Origin of the sequence: Exiguobacterium indicum HHS 31, from assembly GCF_001939065.1 — a bacterium.
GTDB classification, from domain to species: domain Bacteria; phylum Bacillota; class Bacilli; order Exiguobacteriales; family Exiguobacteriaceae; genus Exiguobacterium_A; species Exiguobacterium_A indicum.
In genome coordinates this window covers 813,310-827,142 of record NZ_MPSZ01000001.1, presented here as the reverse complement: position 1 = coordinate 827,142, position 13,833 = coordinate 813,310, and the positions used below count along the sequence as shown (strand labels likewise).

Genomic DNA, 13,833 nt, shown 5'->3' with positions numbered 1-13,833 from the left:
TGTAGATTGGTATACTCAATAAGGAAAATAAAGGAGGAAAATTCATGTTGAAGCGATTGCTTGCCGTCATTATGACAACCGGTCTCGTTTGCACTGTGCTGACGTACATATCCTATACACCGATTACAGAGAGGGAAGCGAATACGATGTATGATTCATTCGGTTCAACATTTTTGTCATACGTCTTATTCGCCTTGCCAATCATCTTGCTGTCCGGCTTTTTACTCGACTTTATCATCGGCATGATCATTAATCGTTCTTCAACGACACTAGCGTATGTGCCGACAGTCGTTGGTTATGGGATGTACGGCATCGTGATTGCGAGTCTCCTGATTCTCTTGACGACGAAGGACGAATTTGACCTGCCGCTTTCTTTTACGATCGCTACTCTGACAGCAATGATCTATTACAGTCTGTCCGTCGTCTTTAATCGATTGTCACAGCACGCGCACTAAAAAAACGAACAGGCACGTCTGCTTACTCGCGGACGTGCCTGTTCGTGTTATTCTGCTTCCGTTCGTTCAATCGTGATGACACCCGGTGGACGATGCGGGAAGGTCAACGTCAGACCGGCAAAGCGACAAATATCATCTTCGTTCGGTGCCCGGTGCACCCACTCGATCGTCTCTTGCCTTGCTAGCGCGTGGCGGATCCGGTTATCGGCTTGTGTACGCGAGATGCCGCGGCAATCGACGTTCGTGATATACGTCGCTTCGTCCGACTCGATCTGTTGCCAAATCCCGAGGATCAGTTGACCAATCGGACTGACGGATTGACCATCCGGTTCTTCACTGCTGACGGCATCATCGAGCATTTCGATGACAGCGTCACACGTCTCACCGGAAGCAAGCAATCGCGTCGATCCTTGTTGTAGAATCCGGTATCGCGTCACGCCGTTCTCGAGCCACAAGCGCTGTGCGAATGGATTGACCGGAACACCGTGGAAAAATGTCTGCGTCCCGCGCCAAGCAAAACCAAATGATGGATCGTACGCCCGAATCGTCGCCATGGCGCGATCATGGAACTTAGCGATCGTCTGTCGTTCTGTTTCCAGTAAGGTCCGGATCGCCTCTTCATCCTCTAACGGGACCGTCTTTGGTGTCACGGTGAATAATTCCGATTCCGGTAAGCGGTGTAGGGACAAGATCGTTCCGTCGAATCGATAATCGTTCGCCGGACGTCCAGTGCGCCCGACGGATAAACGCCACGTTCGTTCTTCCGGCATGAAGGCATAACTTTGATGGGCAAAAGGTGGTGCGACGAACAGTCCCGGAAACGGATCGAATGTGTCGACTCGCAGGACGTCACCGTCATACCAACACTCTTCGATCAGACGGACGAGCCGTCCGACGGGTGCATTATGGTCCGTCAGGTAACGACCGGTATTCGCATGAAATCCGAGTAGGAACTCGCGCTCTTCTTCTTGGAACGTCACCATCAAGAGTTGGAACAACGACGCAATCTGCTGCTCGACGAGTTGTGGCTCCTCCTCCGTCTTTGCCTCGAAGGCGACCATCTTCCAGCCGGACCGCTCATACAGATGGATCGTCACCGGAAAGAACAGGAAGGCACCATGTGTCGCTTCGAGCTTGACCATGTCCTGCGATGCTAATCGTTCCGTCAGTAGGGAAAAGCCCATTCGTTCGAAATGATCTTGCAGCCGTCGTTTCCAATGTGTGAACTCCACGCAATCCTCTCCTCTCGCGAATTATGCGCCGCGCTTTCGTAACGGATTCTTTGACCAGTAGATGTAGAGACCAACGAGTCCCGCGATGCCGATGAGATAAGACGGCGTTCCGCTGACTTGAATTAAGACGTCTGGTGCCGGGAAGACCGTCACGAGCAGTGCCTTGTAGGTTGAAAATAAAATGAAGCTGATGACGAATTGAATCCACACCCGCGGTTTGACTTGTTTAAGCTTCGGTGCCGTGATGACTTGTGACATCGCGTCGATCAAGAATAGAGCGATGATCGAGAAGAATAAGTAGTCAATCAAAGCGAATTGGAACAATCCATCGATCCCTTCGATGAAGATGAACATCAGGATCGACGAGACATAGTTTCGCGTCCAGCGTTTTTGTGTCTCCATCCGGTGTCGTTGTGGTAATTCAGCAATCATCTGATCGAGGCGTGCTTCGACCGATAGTCCGTGAATCTCTTCGAATGGACGCTGTTTCCGCTGGGCTTCATAGATATCTGCCCGCAGACGGTCTTCAATCTCCGTCCGGTCCGGTTCTGCGACATTCAGGTTCAAGCGTGGTAAAACGGTTTCTAATAGACGTGTGTTGGCTTTCGTTAATTTCAATCGATTTCCCCCTTTTTCATGTTTAAGTATACTGGGTTTTTGGGAAAAATACGTAGTGGAAGTAAAAGATTGCTTGACGAAACGATGAAGAATGTTCAGAATTATTAAAATATAGTGTCGGAATCAGACAGAAAGGACGTGTCGGACCATGCGTCAAACATTGACGAGCGCCGCCTTGATCACCTTGCTGACAAGTGCGGGCATCGCCTTCCCGTTGGCTGAAGCGAAGCCACCTGTGGACCAAGAACCGGTCGAACTCGATCAGCAACAGGAACAAACGCCTGAAACAGAATAATAATAACCCGCGCTCAAGCAGGAGCGCGGGTTATTTCATGTATCACTAGGTTGGGTGACACGTTCGTCAATCGTGACGGTCCATGTAACGACCGTCGTACTGTCACGAACACCCTGTGCCTCGATCGTCGAGAGAAGTTCTTTGACACCACCTGATCGTAAAGTTTCCTCGATCTGCATCGCGTCAGCATATGGGGTTCCCGGGCACTCAAGCAAACCATCCGTCGTCACGAACAACTGATTCTCGCCTTGGCGCAATTCGCGGATCCCACGCGCGTAACTCGGCACCGGTAACGCAAACGTGTTCGCGCGTCCAATCCATTCATAGAATTGCCGCTGGTTCAAGGCGGCTTGTCCCATCTTCATCAGCTCCGGGTGGAACAGATACAAGACGACGTCACCGACCGAGAACCACCAGATGAACCGCCCTTTCCGGACGGCAATCAGACACGCTGTCTCCCCTTGCAAAGTCGCACACGCCGCTAAAAAGTCCGGATCTTGAAAGAAATCCAGCACGGTCGTCTCGATTCGTTGGAATGCGTCCGTAAGTGGGGCATCAAGATCAGTCCGAATGCGCGACTCGTGTTGTGCTAACTGCTGTAAGACAAGTGCCGCACTATCCGCTGTCTTATGAGCGTCTAAGACGACGGTCATCTCCCAATCGTCGCCGATTAAGATGGCAGCCCCGTCTTCGTTTTTATATTGACCGCTTCTTGAGCAGCCTCCGAATCGTCCGAGCGTCACTCGACCAATCTGGTCAATCTGCTTCGTGTCGACGAATGATTCGTCGGATCCGACCCAAAAGTAGGATGGATGTGTCGTCTGCATGCATCAGTCTTCCCTTCTTTACATCTCCCGCAAGTACGGTTGCAGGAATAAGCGTAATCGTTTTTCGTAGTTATCCGGGTCCATCGTATACGTCTCGTCATGATCGGCATCGCGAACCGGATACAATTGTTTTAATCCCGTTTTTGCTTGATACAGTTCATACATCATCCGGACCGGGACGAGTTCGTCCTTCATTCCATGAATGAACATCGTCGGAACCCGACTCTTCGTTGCTTGACGGGTCACCGAGACGTCGCCATAAAAGAAATCTTGCTCGCCCTTGTTCCACATGCTCGCGACCGTCAGAGACGGCAGTGCCGGGTAACGGATCTGTTCGTCCGCAAGTAGACTGAACCAGTCGTCGAGTCGGGCGTAAGCTCCTTCAGCAACGATCGCCCGGACTTGGGTTGGTACGGTCTCGCCAGAAGCGAGTAAGACGGTCGCTGCGCCGACACCGAGTCCGTGATAGACGATTCGTGTATCGTCTCCGTTTTCAGCAAGCAAGCGCTTCGTCCATTCCAAGACATCTAGTCGATCGAGCCAACCGTAATTCCGGGAGCCACCGCTTCGATCCTGTCCACGCCGTTCGATGAGTAAGACATTGAAATCCGCCTCATGGTAATAGCGGGCAAGCGCATAAACACCGGTCTGTGAAAACATCATCTCATCCGGGACGAGGAGGACAGTCTGTTTACTACCGTAAACCGGTAGATAACGCCCGAAGCGGACGATCCCGTCCTTCGACCATTGCTGCGTCTCGCTCGTTTGTTTGAACCATGTCTCGTCGTTCGTCACCTGTCCGTCCGTTCTTGTCGTCTTCAGAATCGGAGAAGCGTCCGATTGACCGATCAATGTTTTTTGCATCCGGTATCCATCATAGACGATGAACAATAGCAGACACGTGACGAGCAACACGATGCCGATTCCCCATTTGCGCATGTGCTTCGCTTCCTTTCCGACAGTGAGTCTTTCCTTATTCGTCGTCGGTTTTCACTTCCCCTGCTAACGGGGTCGAAAGGAACGATTGTTTATACCAGCGCTGTAAGGTATCGATATCTGTTCGTTCGAAATAGAGTGCGTTAAAGGCAGTATTGCCCCGCAGTTGAATCTCGATCCGGGCAATCTCCTTTGCTTCGAGCCAGCGGGAGACGGACCAGGTCAATTCCTCAATCTTCAGTCGCGGCGTATAGACGGTCTCTTTTTGGACCCATTGTTTGCGTAACATCAAGAGATCGTGGCCGGTGCCGAAACGGGTCTTTCGGTATCCGCTGCGCACAGCGAGATAATAGAAAGGTAACCAAATGAACAGAAGTAAGATCAAGAAGCGCCAGGAAGAATCAAGGACGATGATGACGACACTGCTTAGTGCCGTAAACAACAGCGCATAACCGAGTAACGGCCAACGAACCCGGTAGCGAAAGCCGATCGGTGCGACTTCGTGCTGCGGGTGGAACTGACGAAAGCGCGGCAGATATGTCGCTAGGAACGGATCGATCTCGTTCGTCCGGATGAACGGATGGAGCAACAGTCGCTCCTTTTCTCCAGTCGCCGAGATGATGTGCAAGGACAGGCTCGCTCGTCCGATCAACCGCTGAATCCAGCTTTCCTGAATGACAAGGGCTTGAATCTTATCGGCATGAAACGCGACCTCGGTCCGGTTCAACATTCCGTACCCGATCAATAATCGGTTGTGTTGCAAGACGGCACGGTACGAACCGTATTTCAAGATATAGACGATGATCGAGCCGATATAGATGACGAGTAAGACGATTACGCCAAGCCCCGTCAAGACGAACAGTGATAAATGCGCGAGCTCCGAGAACAGTCGATCGACATAACGTTCAATGAACTGATCGATGAATTGATAGGCGGTTCCGATCCCGACGAGCGCTAGTCCGACGCGTCCTGACAAAGCACCGGCTAATGCCAAATCACGGACCGGGATCGTATAGTCGACTTCCGCCTGTTGTTCTTCGACGACAAGTTGCCCCTCATTTTTAATCGACGATTTCAGTTCTTTCGCAAAATCAAGACGGATCCCTTTTAGTTCGACTTCCGGTGTTCCACTCTCGGACGAAGTTTCGACGGTCAACGTCGCAAGACGCAACAGTCGTTCGATGACGTTTTGCTGAATGCCGATCGACTCGATCCGTTTACGTTGTGTCGTCCGTTCACTTTTTTGGAAAATCCCTTTACGGACCCGAATCGTCTCGGCATCAATCGTGAACGTATAGAAATACCAGGAGGCGATCCCGTATAGGAGGACGAACACAATCCCGACACTGATCCCGATCCACGTATAGGTGTTGATCTCGCCTTTGCGGATCGCATTTAAAATCAAGGCGGCGAACGGAATCAGGAGCGAGCGGATGATCGAGATACTCGACATCACGATGAACAGCGGGTGAACACGCCGGGTCATAACGATTCCTCCTCCCGCTCCTCGAGTTTCGCGAAGCGTTCGACTTGTGTGCGTAGCGCGTCTCCTTGCGCACGATCGAGTCGTGACAACGTGACGAAGCCGGATGCCGTTCGAATATCCAGTGTGATCAAATCATAGCGACGCAGGATCGGTCCCGTTTGGCTATCGATCAATTGCACCTTGACGAGCGGCACGGTGACTTCGCGGCGGAAGAAGATGCCGTTGCGGACGACGAGAAATTCCTCATCGATGCGATAACGCATATACTTAAAGCGAAGAACGGGTATGTAGACGATACGGGGAATGAAATAGATCAGCCAAAGCAGACCGGCGATGCCCATCCACCAAGGTGTCAGGTCGAGCCACATGACTTGGGTAATCGTCGTTCCGATCAAAATGACGGCGATCAAGCCGTGTAACGGCAACAATCCGAGCCGTTCTGCTCGAATCGATCGTTCTGGCAGCGTATGCCATTGTACAGTAGACATCAAAAAAACACTTCCTTTCGTTTCCATTTACGGTTAAAAACGTCGCTTGGTTTCAGACAGCGGTTGACATTTTGTATGATTTCATCGCATATATAAAAGTGAAGAACTGTAACACCAAGGAGGAACCATGTTAACTTTTGAAGAAAAATTACGAATTATCGAGACTTTCCCACAGCTCGTCCGCAAAGATGTCTCGCTAAAACGCGTCAATTTCCAATTCCCGGACAGTCAGTATGAGAAGAAGAATCTCGTCTATCATTTGCATCCGAACGGGAACGGCTTCGTCTATGCCGCTGGTCTACCAGGTTATGAAACGGACGAAAAAGGATTCGTTAATATCCGTGAATTTTCAGAGCCTGCTTTAATTCTCTTATTAGAAGATGCAATCAAAGCACTCTCGACGGTCCAATCGGTCGAAACACTCGAAGAAACATGGGTCAACGATAACCAGTTCGAATTAACGTTGCTCAATGAAGACATCGACACGTGGCTCGTCTACGCTGGTGATCTTTTAGACGGTGCATTCAACTCGTATAAGGAAGCAGCGAACTATCTTGAAGAAGAAGGTTTCCGCCGTAAATAAGACAATGAGCGATCCGGTTAATCCGGGTCGCTCATTTTCATGACGAGACGATTCAGTGCCGCTTTGACGACGCGTAAGTCTTCTTCGTCGACGTCGAGTGTCTGGACGAGATCAAGCGGAACAGTCTCTGCTTGTTTCCGTAACGCACGACCAGCATCCGTTAAAAAGATCTGGATGTGCCGTTCGTCTTCCGGCTTACGGACGCGTCGCAACAAATCTGCCGCTTCGAGTTTCTTCAGTAACGGCGTCAACGTTCCCGAATCAAGATGGAGCCGTTCACCGATGGCTTTGAGTGATTGTCCCTCCTCTTCCCAGACGACGAGCATGACTAGATATTGCGGATACGTCAGACCAAGTGGTTCAAGTAACGGACGATAACGACGCGTGATTTCACGCGAAATCGCATAAAACGGAAAACAGAGTTGTTCATCTAAAGCTAACGGGTTCATAAAAAATTCCTCCTATCGTGAGCAAACGAGTTGCATTTCGATTTAAATTGTATAAAATCTAATTGTAAGCTACTTATTTGAATCTAACAATGAAAGGGAGTTACACACATGAAACCAATGTTCACATCATCTGCAACAGCTGTCGGAGGTCGCGACGGACGCGTCGTATCGGAGGACGGTATTCTTGACGTCGCCCTCGCAATGCCGGTACCAGGATCGAAAAAACAAGCAACGAACCCAGAACAACTCTTTGCTGCAGGATATTCTGCTTGCTTCGACTCTGCCTTGAACATGGTCGCTCGCAAACAAGGGATCAAACACGATGGCAGTGAAGTCACAGCACACGTGACATTAAACGAAGCAGCTGACGGATTCATGCTTTCCGTCGAACTCGATGTTCTCGTCCGTGGAATCTCGGAAGAAGCGGCGGCTGAACTTGCGAAAGTCGCGCACACGGTCTGCCCTTACTCACGTGCGACTGCTGGAAACATCCAAGTCGACGTCTACACACGTACGACTGACGCAGAATAAGTGTAGCATTTCTAGCCAGCCTGAGGTTTACTCTCGGTTGGTTTTTATTTTTTGTATTGAATATGGTAATTGAAATAATTTTATTCTAGATGATAAACGGTTGCTCTCACGAAAAGAACAACCGCTCTTTTTTCATAGTTGATGGACCGATAAGATGACGAGTTCCCCGGATACGGTGACATAATAAGCATCCTCGAACCGATAGCGTTCATTGTGTTCTGCGTCATAGACCGTGACCATTGGTTCCGCGTCGTCTCCGATCGCTTCGTGTAGATAAAAGCGTCCACGTAAGACACGTTCGAACGGCTCCTTATCGAGGAATCGGGCACCGTTGCGTAAATTGATCACTTCATGATGGTGTTCGGACCGGTCATTGACGATGAAGATCGTCGACTCGACGTCATCGTACGTGAAGTCGAGCGGTTCATAGTCACTCCACTGAATCCGGGCAACCTCTTCGACACTCGCTTCCGTATCAATCCGGTAAAAGATTTCTTCGTTCAAACGATCGGTATAGGCACTGAAGATCAGATGCCCTTCCTGTTCTCCGAGATACTGAACGGTATCCCCTTCCCCTTCTAACTTCAACAAGGTTGCGAACGATAAGTGCTCAACACCACGTTCGATCTCCTCGATCAAGGTCGGTAGTGGGGCAATCAACAGACTTTCCGAGTGGTCGATCGGATCTTCTGGTGAGATGACACCACTTTCAAGGGCATCATAGAACGAGAACTCATCGAGCCGAGCATTACAGACGATGTACTCCTTCTCTTCGAGCGTGACGAGAAAGAAATAGAGTTCCCGGTAATTCTCCGTCATCCCGTAGAGCCGTGGATCGCGAATCGTCTGCCGCGATTCATCCTTGACGTCATACAAAAACGCAGACGTCGTATCGGTCGTTTGTAAGAATACGAGATAGTTCTCATTGAGCACCCAGTAGAGCGTCAAATCTCCTTCGACATAAAACGACGCAATCTGCTCCCGTTTACCGGACAAGAGATCGATGACGAGCACTTCCGTCTCCCCGCCCTGTTCTTGCGTATGTTCATTCAAACAATAGACCCTTCCGTGCCGCACGAACGGTCGGGTTGGTCCGTGATCCGTCAAGGCTTCTGGCGTTAGATCGACCTGTTCTTGATCTTCAAGATCATACCGGCTGATGTGGTAACGGGCGTCATCGAGACGACGTCGAAAATAGATCGACGATGGTGTGACATGCAAGACATCCATATGATCGGCGGGTAAAGCACGGGCATCCACTATTTCCATGATTAATCTCCTCCCGGACACGTACTACTTGTCTTTTTCCCACGAATCGTACTGCTTCAAACAGGGTCTTGCTGTGCGTTTAACGAAGCAGAGTGCTACAATATGGCTAGATGACTACAGGATGAGGAAGGTGCGAAACGGTGCAATCACAAGATTTAAATACGATGATGCTCGAATATGTCAACGATAAGGAAGAATACGATGCCTACGCCGACAAGTTGAAGATGCTCTTGTCCGAGTTGCTCGACGCGGCAGGCATCAAATACCACTCGATCGTCGCCCGGACGAAGGACTCCGAGAGTCTGTATCAAAAAGTCTTACGGCAGCCGAATAAATACCGTTCACTTAAGGACGTCCATGACTTGACCGGGATTCGGATCGTCACTTATTTCCATGACGATGTCCGGGAAGCGGCACGCATCATCGAGAATGAGTTCGCGATCGATCGCGATCAATCGGTCGATAAGTCAACGTTGCTCGATACGACAGAATTCGGTTATCTCTCGGTCCACTTCGTCGCTTCACTGAGCGATCAGCGGCTTGCCCTGAGCGAGTATGGTCGTTTCAAGGATTACACGGCTGAGATCCAAATCCGCTCGATCCTGCAACACGCGTGGGCGGAGATCGAACATGATCTCGGATATAAAAATCCGAACAGTGTCCCAGCAGAAGTCCGGCGCAGCTTCAGTCGGGTGGCAGGATTACTCGAAATCGCCGATCAGGAGTTCGTCAACATCAAGAAACAGTTGAAACAATTTGAAGACGAGACCGTTCAACAAATCTTGTCTGACCCCCATCAAGTCCGGATCACGGCAGATAACTTGAACTACTTCATCGATCACTCCCCGGTCATCAACGAGCTCGATAAACGACTCGTTACATCGCAAATGATGCTCGATTCCGATCAACAACTGATCAACGAACTGATTCGGATGTTCCATTATGTCGATATCCGGACGTACGGAGAGTTGATTGAAGCCGTGACGACGCACAGTCCGCTCGCCTTACGCTGTGCGAAGGTCATGCCGAATCCGTTCCTGCCTCGTCAAGGAATCGGCATCGCCTATATCTGCATGGCGCTGACAATTGCTGGCGAAGATACACACCGGATCGACTACTTCTTCCGCCGCTTCTATCCAGAACTGCGCAACGTCGAAGAGATAGTCGCCCAAGTCGCCCGCGTCGTCGAAACAGATGATTCAAGAGAAAAATATTGATTAAACTAAAATTTTTCACTATACTAAATCACGAGTGAAAGAAACTACGGTATAGAAAGAGTGAACGATACATGGCAACTACACTAGAAGTAGCACAACGCGATCAGTTGATCGTTGATACAGAAAAAGGATTACGGATGAACTACCGCGCGATCAAGAAGGACGTGCGTAGCATGTTCACGACTTACTTGACACGCAATGAGTTCTTCATCTTGAAGTCCCTTTGTGCGAACAGTCCGCAAATCGCCTCTGCCCTCTCGCAAGAGTTCCAATTCTCAGCGAGCATGATCACGGCATTAGCAGACGAATTGACGAAAAAAGAGTTGATCTCGCGTGAACGAAGCGAACTCGATCGTCGTGTCGTCGAACTTCGCGCCACTCCAAAAGGCATCGAGCTCTACGAAAAACTCGAATCGATGAAGATGGATTACCTCGCAGACGTCTTCGAGGACTTCTCGGATCAGGAACTCGAACTGTTCCGGACGCTCTTGACGAAGCTTGAAAAAACAATTTAAGCTGTTCAATCGAACGGATCCGGTCAGGACGACCGGATCCGTTTTTTAGTAAATTCAGGAGGAGGAAACGCGATGTTTGATTTCGAATCGGTGCAACAGTTACGACAGACGGGGCAATATGAAGCAGCGAAGGCAGTCGTCCGTCAGTATGTCGAGACGGCACCTAACGACCCGACCGTTCTCTATCAGATGGCGTGGTGTCATGATAGTCTCGGTGAGGAGCAGGCTGCTGTTCCCTATTATGAACAAGCCCTAGCGCTCGGTCTTGCAGGTGAGGACCGCCTGCAGGCATATATCGGACTCGGCAGTACATATCGTGTCATCGGTCAGTTCGAAGTTGCGTCAGACGTGTTCCATCGTGCGCTCCGTGAGTTTCCGGACGCCCATGCCCTGCAAGCCTTCCTCGCGATGACGGAGTACAATCTCGGTCAAGCCGATCAGGCGGTCGGTCGGTTGCTGAAGAGTCTTGCTACGACGTCGTCGGACGCCTCGATCCAGACATTTGACCGAGCAATCCGTTATTATGCCGATCATTTGGACGAGATCGTCAAAGAATGAACGGCAACGGTTGACGAGTGCTCGTTTTGCACAGCATAATGTAACAGCCAAGCGGACTCGCTTTTGGCAGGAAAGGAAGTTAAGAATGTCATCAAAAAAAGTATGGACAGTAGAAGGTTATGAAGAACAAGGGCAAGAAAAACACGGCAAGGCAAGCAAGTCAGAGACATATACGAATGAAGCCGATGCTAAGAAAGCTGCTAAAAAGATGGCGGATCAGAATGATCATCTCGACGTCTACGTCATTTATACGAGTACGGTAAACGGTAAAACAGAAGAACGATTCTTCAATTCGAACGGCAAGTATAGTGAAGAAGGCTTCGAGTGGTAAGTATCGCTTCGAATATATGATTCAGACCAAACATGATGCGTTCGTTTCTCAGTCAAGAGAGACGAACGCATCATGTTTTTATTGTCCTTGCTGTTCAAGTCTCATACCAAAGCGGGATGTCTCGCTGAAAACCAGCATGATCCTGAATGATTCGCTGAACGCGTTTTTGCATTGCTTGCATTCCGTCTGCATCGAACCGCTTCGTCCAGACGAGTGCTGAAAAGACGACCATCGCCATGTAAAGACTATACATTCGCCAAAAGTCGGATGGTACTTCGGTCTCGAAATACCCCTCGATCAAGTGACGGGCAAATACCGGACTCGTCTCGACCTGAAACAGACCACATTTGACGAAATCATGCCACGGATCGCCATAATCATGATTCCCGTAATCAAGGAAGGCGGAAAGATGCCCATCCTCGACAAGGAGATTATCGAGATGAACGTCATCATGTTGCAACTGGTTCGGACGTGTCTGAAGTAACGGAATCCGCTCGCTAATGAATCGATCAAGACGCTCGATCCACGTTAGTTCAAGCAACCCGTCAATCGCTGCGCGGTAGCGGTCATGTTTCGCCTGGCAACGTTCGCTCCAAGACGTCATTTCGCTCGGTGCAGTGACGTCATGAATGCGTCTCAACGCTTGCCCTGTCTCCTGACCAAGCTGAGGCGCAAATTCCGGGGACTCCTCGAGCACGCTTCGAACGGTTTTTCCGGGTAGGTACGGATAGATGCCGTAAGCGGTCGTTGCGGTCCGTCCGGTCGCTAGCGGTAAGGCATGAGAGATTCCCTCTTGTTTTGGGATCGCGACAGCGGCTTCTCGTTCATATTGACGACTAGACGGATCCGTCACGACCTTGACGATGTAGTGCGCTGTTGCCGTCTTGACGGACCAGACGGCTTGGCGCGATCGACCAGATAACTGTCTTTCGCTCACAACGTGCGTGAGTAAGGGATGCAAAGGTAACATGAAGACTCCTTTCTGACATCAAAAAGAGGACGCATCTTGCGTCCTCTTCGTCATGCCTGTGGAATGTAGCCAGCAATGATCTCAAGCAGATCGGCATACGCTGTCTCAAAATCGATGTTTTCAATCATGTAATCATAATGATCGCGGTCTTTCCACGCTTCCTCGTAATCGACGAGTCGCGCTTCAAACTCCGGTGTATCCCCGCGCATCAACAGTCGTTCCTTCATCAAGTCGGGTGGGACTGAGACGAAAATCGTGATCACTTGGTCGCCAAACAAACGCTTGAAGTTCGCCGCCCCTTTCGGATCAATGTCCTTGATGACGATTTGATCCTGTTCGAGGACATCGACATACGCTTGTCGCGGTGTCCCGTACCACGCCCGGTGGACGTGGGCGTATTCGATGAAGCCGTCGTCTTGGATCAATTGTTGGAACGTCTTGACGTCGACGAAATGATAGCTTGCTCCATCAATCTCTGTCGGTCGTTTCGGTCGGGTCGTTACCGACGGGATGAACCGGACGTGCGCGTATTCCGTTCGCAGACGTTTGATCAGGGAGGACTTTCCGCTGCCCGATCCACCAATCAAGAGAATGATTTTACCTGACATCGTTTTCCCCCTGTTGTTGTGTCGTGAAGTAACCTGTAAAGCGAAGAGCGAACTGTTCGAGTTCACTATCGACGACCGTTCCGTAAATCGGTCGAATGACGATTAAATAGCGTTCATACGAGATGATCCGGGATGTCTCGTTTCGTGTCATCTGGACTTGTTCTTCCGGATAACTCTCGACGTAATACCAATCGACCGCAATTCGTTCATCGGATGGGGTCTCATAAATCCAGGTCACCGTCGTTCCATCCGCAGGAAGGGTGCTTTTCAAGGTGAAGCGCTGAATCTGCTTCAGTTCCCGTTTCGCTGACGCAAGTCCTGCCTGATAATCCGCAGGGCGCATCGGTGTCGTCGTCACTTGCTTCGGTTTTGGTTCCGGCAAGCGGGCAAAGCCAAGCTGAAGTCCGACGAATAAAGCGACGAGCGACAAACTGATGACGAATACGTATTCCTTGCGCATCCCTT

19 protein-coding genes are annotated in these 13,833 nt (G+C 50.2%); 8 read left to right on the top strand and 11 right to left on the bottom strand.

Going from position 1 to position 13,833, the window contains the following annotated elements; genetic code table 11:
- The first annotated feature begins 44 nt into the window (after nucleotides 1–44).
- Complete coding sequence (locus N179_RS04490) at nucleotides 45–455, top strand: hypothetical protein (RefSeq protein WP_023468302.1); 411 nt, start codon at nucleotides 45–47, stop codon at nucleotides 453–455.
- 47 nt (nucleotides 456–502) lie between these two features.
- Here the strand turns inward: N179_RS04490 and N179_RS04485 are convergent, their stop codons facing one another.
- Both N179_RS04485 and N179_RS04480 read right to left on the bottom strand, forming a co-directional pair.
- Nucleotides 503–1,687, bottom strand: a complete 1,185-nt coding sequence (locus N179_RS04485; RefSeq protein WP_075642332.1) for a hypothetical protein — start codon at nucleotides 1,685–1,687, stop codon at nucleotides 503–505.
- Between the two features lie 21 nt (nucleotides 1,688–1,708).
- Nucleotides 1,709–2,305: a hypothetical protein gene (locus tag N179_RS04480; RefSeq protein WP_023468300.1), complete on the bottom strand. Its 597-nt coding sequence runs from the start codon at nucleotides 2,303–2,305 to the stop codon at nucleotides 1,709–1,711.
- Between the two features lie 148 nt (nucleotides 2,306–2,453).
- On the opposite strand from N179_RS04480, the gene N179_RS16915 reads away from it, so the two are divergent.
- Entirely contained in the window at nucleotides 2,454–2,600 is a 147-nt protein-coding gene (locus N179_RS16915; protein ID WP_023468299.1) for a hypothetical protein, read from the top strand.
- A 35-nt stretch (nucleotides 2,601–2,635) separates the two neighbouring features.
- On the opposite strand, the gene N179_RS04475 is transcribed toward N179_RS16915, so the two are convergent.
- Genes N179_RS04475 through N179_RS04460 form a run of 4 tightly spaced genes read right to left on the bottom strand, consistent with a single transcriptional unit; the run spans nucleotide 2,636 to nucleotide 6,337 of the window.
- Nucleotides 2,636–3,427, bottom strand: coding sequence for a PP2C family serine/threonine-protein phosphatase (locus tag N179_RS04475; RefSeq protein WP_075642331.1), 792 nt, complete (start codon nucleotides 3,425–3,427; stop codon nucleotides 2,636–2,638).
- 18 nt (nucleotides 3,428–3,445) lie between these two features.
- On the bottom strand, nucleotides 3,446–4,366 hold the full coding sequence (locus N179_RS04470) for an alpha/beta hydrolase (RefSeq protein WP_075642330.1): 921 nt from the start codon (nucleotides 4,364–4,366) through the stop codon (nucleotides 3,446–3,448).
- A 34-nt stretch (nucleotides 4,367–4,400) separates the two neighbouring features.
- Nucleotides 4,401–5,849 carry a PH domain-containing protein gene (locus N179_RS04465; RefSeq protein WP_075642329.1) on the bottom strand — a complete coding sequence of 483 codons (1,449 nt, stop codon included), beginning with the start codon at nucleotides 5,847–5,849 and terminating at the stop codon, nucleotides 4,401–4,403.
- Nucleotides 5,846–6,337 carry a PH domain-containing protein gene (locus tag N179_RS04460; RefSeq protein ID WP_075642328.1) on the bottom strand — a complete coding sequence of 164 codons (492 nt, stop codon included), beginning with the start codon at nucleotides 6,335–6,337 and terminating at the stop codon, nucleotides 5,846–5,848. Before N179_RS04460 ends, N179_RS04465 begins: the two co-directional genes overlap by 4 nt.
- Before the next feature lie 127 nt (nucleotides 6,338–6,464).
- On the opposite strand from N179_RS04460, the gene N179_RS04455 reads away from it, so the two are divergent.
- Nucleotides 6,465–6,920, top strand: coding sequence for a hypothetical protein (locus tag N179_RS04455; protein ID WP_023468294.1), 456 nt, complete (start codon nucleotides 6,465–6,467; stop codon nucleotides 6,918–6,920).
- A 17-nt stretch (nucleotides 6,921–6,937) separates the two neighbouring features.
- Here the strand turns inward: N179_RS04455 and N179_RS04450 are convergent, their stop codons facing one another.
- A complete protein-coding gene (locus tag N179_RS04450) occupies nucleotides 6,938–7,369 on the bottom strand; it encodes a MarR family winged helix-turn-helix transcriptional regulator (RefSeq protein WP_023468293.1) in 432 nt (143 codons plus the stop codon).
- A gap of 108 nt (nucleotides 7,370–7,477) precedes the next feature.
- Between N179_RS04450 and N179_RS04445 the strand changes: the two genes are divergently transcribed.
- Complete coding sequence (locus N179_RS04445) at nucleotides 7,478–7,900, top strand: organic hydroperoxide resistance protein (protein ID WP_023468292.1); 423 nt, start codon at nucleotides 7,478–7,480, stop codon at nucleotides 7,898–7,900.
- A gap of 132 nt (nucleotides 7,901–8,032) precedes the next feature.
- Here the strand turns inward: N179_RS04445 and N179_RS04440 are convergent, their stop codons facing one another.
- Nucleotides 8,033–9,169 carry a hypothetical protein gene (locus N179_RS04440; protein ID WP_058713078.1) on the bottom strand — a complete coding sequence of 379 codons (1,137 nt, stop codon included), beginning with the start codon at nucleotides 9,167–9,169 and terminating at the stop codon, nucleotides 8,033–8,035.
- A 140-nt stretch (nucleotides 9,170–9,309) separates the two neighbouring features.
- Between N179_RS04440 and N179_RS04435 the strand changes: the two genes are divergently transcribed.
- The 4 genes from N179_RS04435 to N179_RS04420 all read left to right on the top strand — a co-directional run bounded on the left by N179_RS04435 (nucleotide 9,310) and on the right by N179_RS04420 (nucleotide 11,790).
- Nucleotides 9,310–10,386 (top strand): GTP pyrophosphokinase, encoded by a 1,077-nt coding sequence (locus tag N179_RS04435; RefSeq protein WP_231681756.1) that lies wholly within the window; start codon nucleotides 9,310–9,312, stop codon nucleotides 10,384–10,386.
- 71 nt (nucleotides 10,387–10,457) lie between these two features.
- Nucleotides 10,458–10,901, top strand: coding sequence for a MarR family winged helix-turn-helix transcriptional regulator (locus tag N179_RS04430; protein ID WP_023468290.1), 444 nt, complete (start codon nucleotides 10,458–10,460; stop codon nucleotides 10,899–10,901).
- 72 nt (nucleotides 10,902–10,973) lie between these two features.
- Nucleotides 10,974–11,459, top strand: coding sequence for a tetratricopeptide repeat protein (locus tag N179_RS04425; RefSeq protein ID WP_058265937.1), 486 nt, complete (start codon nucleotides 10,974–10,976; stop codon nucleotides 11,457–11,459).
- Between the two features lie 85 nt (nucleotides 11,460–11,544).
- Nucleotides 11,545–11,790 (top strand): hypothetical protein, encoded by a 246-nt coding sequence (locus N179_RS04420; protein WP_023468288.1) that lies wholly within the window; start codon nucleotides 11,545–11,547, stop codon nucleotides 11,788–11,790.
- 94 nt (nucleotides 11,791–11,884) lie between these two features.
- On the opposite strand, the gene N179_RS04415 is transcribed toward N179_RS04420, so the two are convergent.
- From N179_RS04415 to N179_RS04405, 3 genes are read right to left on the bottom strand one after another with little or no spacing between them, the layout of a single operon-like run.
- Nucleotides 11,885–12,760, bottom strand: a complete 876-nt coding sequence (locus tag N179_RS04415; protein WP_075642327.1) for an aminoglycoside phosphotransferase family protein — start codon at nucleotides 12,758–12,760, stop codon at nucleotides 11,885–11,887.
- A 50-nt stretch (nucleotides 12,761–12,810) separates the two neighbouring features.
- Nucleotides 12,811–13,368 carry a guanylate kinase gene (locus N179_RS04410; RefSeq protein WP_029341679.1) on the bottom strand — a complete coding sequence of 186 codons (558 nt, stop codon included), beginning with the start codon at nucleotides 13,366–13,368 and terminating at the stop codon, nucleotides 12,811–12,813.
- Nucleotides 13,358–13,828 carry a hypothetical protein gene (locus tag N179_RS04405; RefSeq protein WP_023468285.1) on the bottom strand — a complete coding sequence of 157 codons (471 nt, stop codon included), beginning with the start codon at nucleotides 13,826–13,828 and terminating at the stop codon, nucleotides 13,358–13,360. Before N179_RS04405 ends, N179_RS04410 begins: the two co-directional genes overlap by 11 nt.
- Between the last annotated feature and the right edge of the window lie 5 nt (nucleotides 13,829–13,833).

Coding starts and splice junctions, on each gene's coding strand:
- N179_RS04490 (WP_023468302.1), top strand. CDS start 45: ATGTTGAAGCGATTGCTTGCCGTCATTATGACAACCGGTCTCGTTTGC.
- N179_RS16915 (WP_023468299.1), top strand. CDS start 2,454: ATGCGTCAAACATTGACGAGCGCCGCCTTGATCACCTTGCTGACAAGT.
- N179_RS04475 (WP_075642331.1), bottom strand. CDS start 3,427: ATGCAGACGACACATCCATCCTACTTTTGGGTCGGATCCGACGAATCA.
- N179_RS04470 (WP_075642330.1), bottom strand. CDS start 4,366: ATGCGCAAATGGGGAATCGGCATCGTGTTGCTCGTCACGTGTCTGCTA.
- N179_RS04465 (WP_075642329.1), bottom strand. CDS start 5,849: ATGACCCGGCGTGTTCACCCGCTGTTCATCGTGATGTCGAGTATCTCG.
- N179_RS04460 (WP_075642328.1), bottom strand. CDS start 6,337: ATGTCTACTGTACAATGGCATACGCTGCCAGAACGATCGATTCGAGCA.
- N179_RS04455 (WP_023468294.1), top strand. CDS start 6,465: ATGTTAACTTTTGAAGAAAAATTACGAATTATCGAGACTTTCCCACAG.
- N179_RS04450 (WP_023468293.1), bottom strand. CDS start 7,369: ATGAACCCGTTAGCTTTAGATGAACAACTCTGTTTTCCGTTTTATGCG.
- N179_RS04445 (WP_023468292.1), top strand. CDS start 7,478: ATGAAACCAATGTTCACATCATCTGCAACAGCTGTCGGAGGTCGCGAC.
- N179_RS04440 (WP_058713078.1), bottom strand. CDS start 9,169: ATGGAAATAGTGGATGCCCGTGCTTTACCCGCCGATCATATGGATGTC.
- N179_RS04430 (WP_023468290.1), top strand. CDS start 10,458: ATGGCAACTACACTAGAAGTAGCACAACGCGATCAGTTGATCGTTGAT.
- N179_RS04425 (WP_058265937.1), top strand. CDS start 10,974: ATGTTTGATTTCGAATCGGTGCAACAGTTACGACAGACGGGGCAATAT.
- N179_RS04420 (WP_023468288.1), top strand. CDS start 11,545: ATGTCATCAAAAAAAGTATGGACAGTAGAAGGTTATGAAGAACAAGGG.
- N179_RS04415 (WP_075642327.1), bottom strand. CDS start 12,760: ATGTTACCTTTGCATCCCTTACTCACGCACGTTGTGAGCGAAAGACAG.
- N179_RS04410 (WP_029341679.1), bottom strand. CDS start 13,368: ATGTCAGGTAAAATCATTCTCTTGATTGGTGGATCGGGCAGCGGAAAG.
- N179_RS04405 (WP_023468285.1), bottom strand. CDS start 13,828: ATGCGCAAGGAATACGTATTCGTCATCAGTTTGTCGCTCGTCGCTTTA.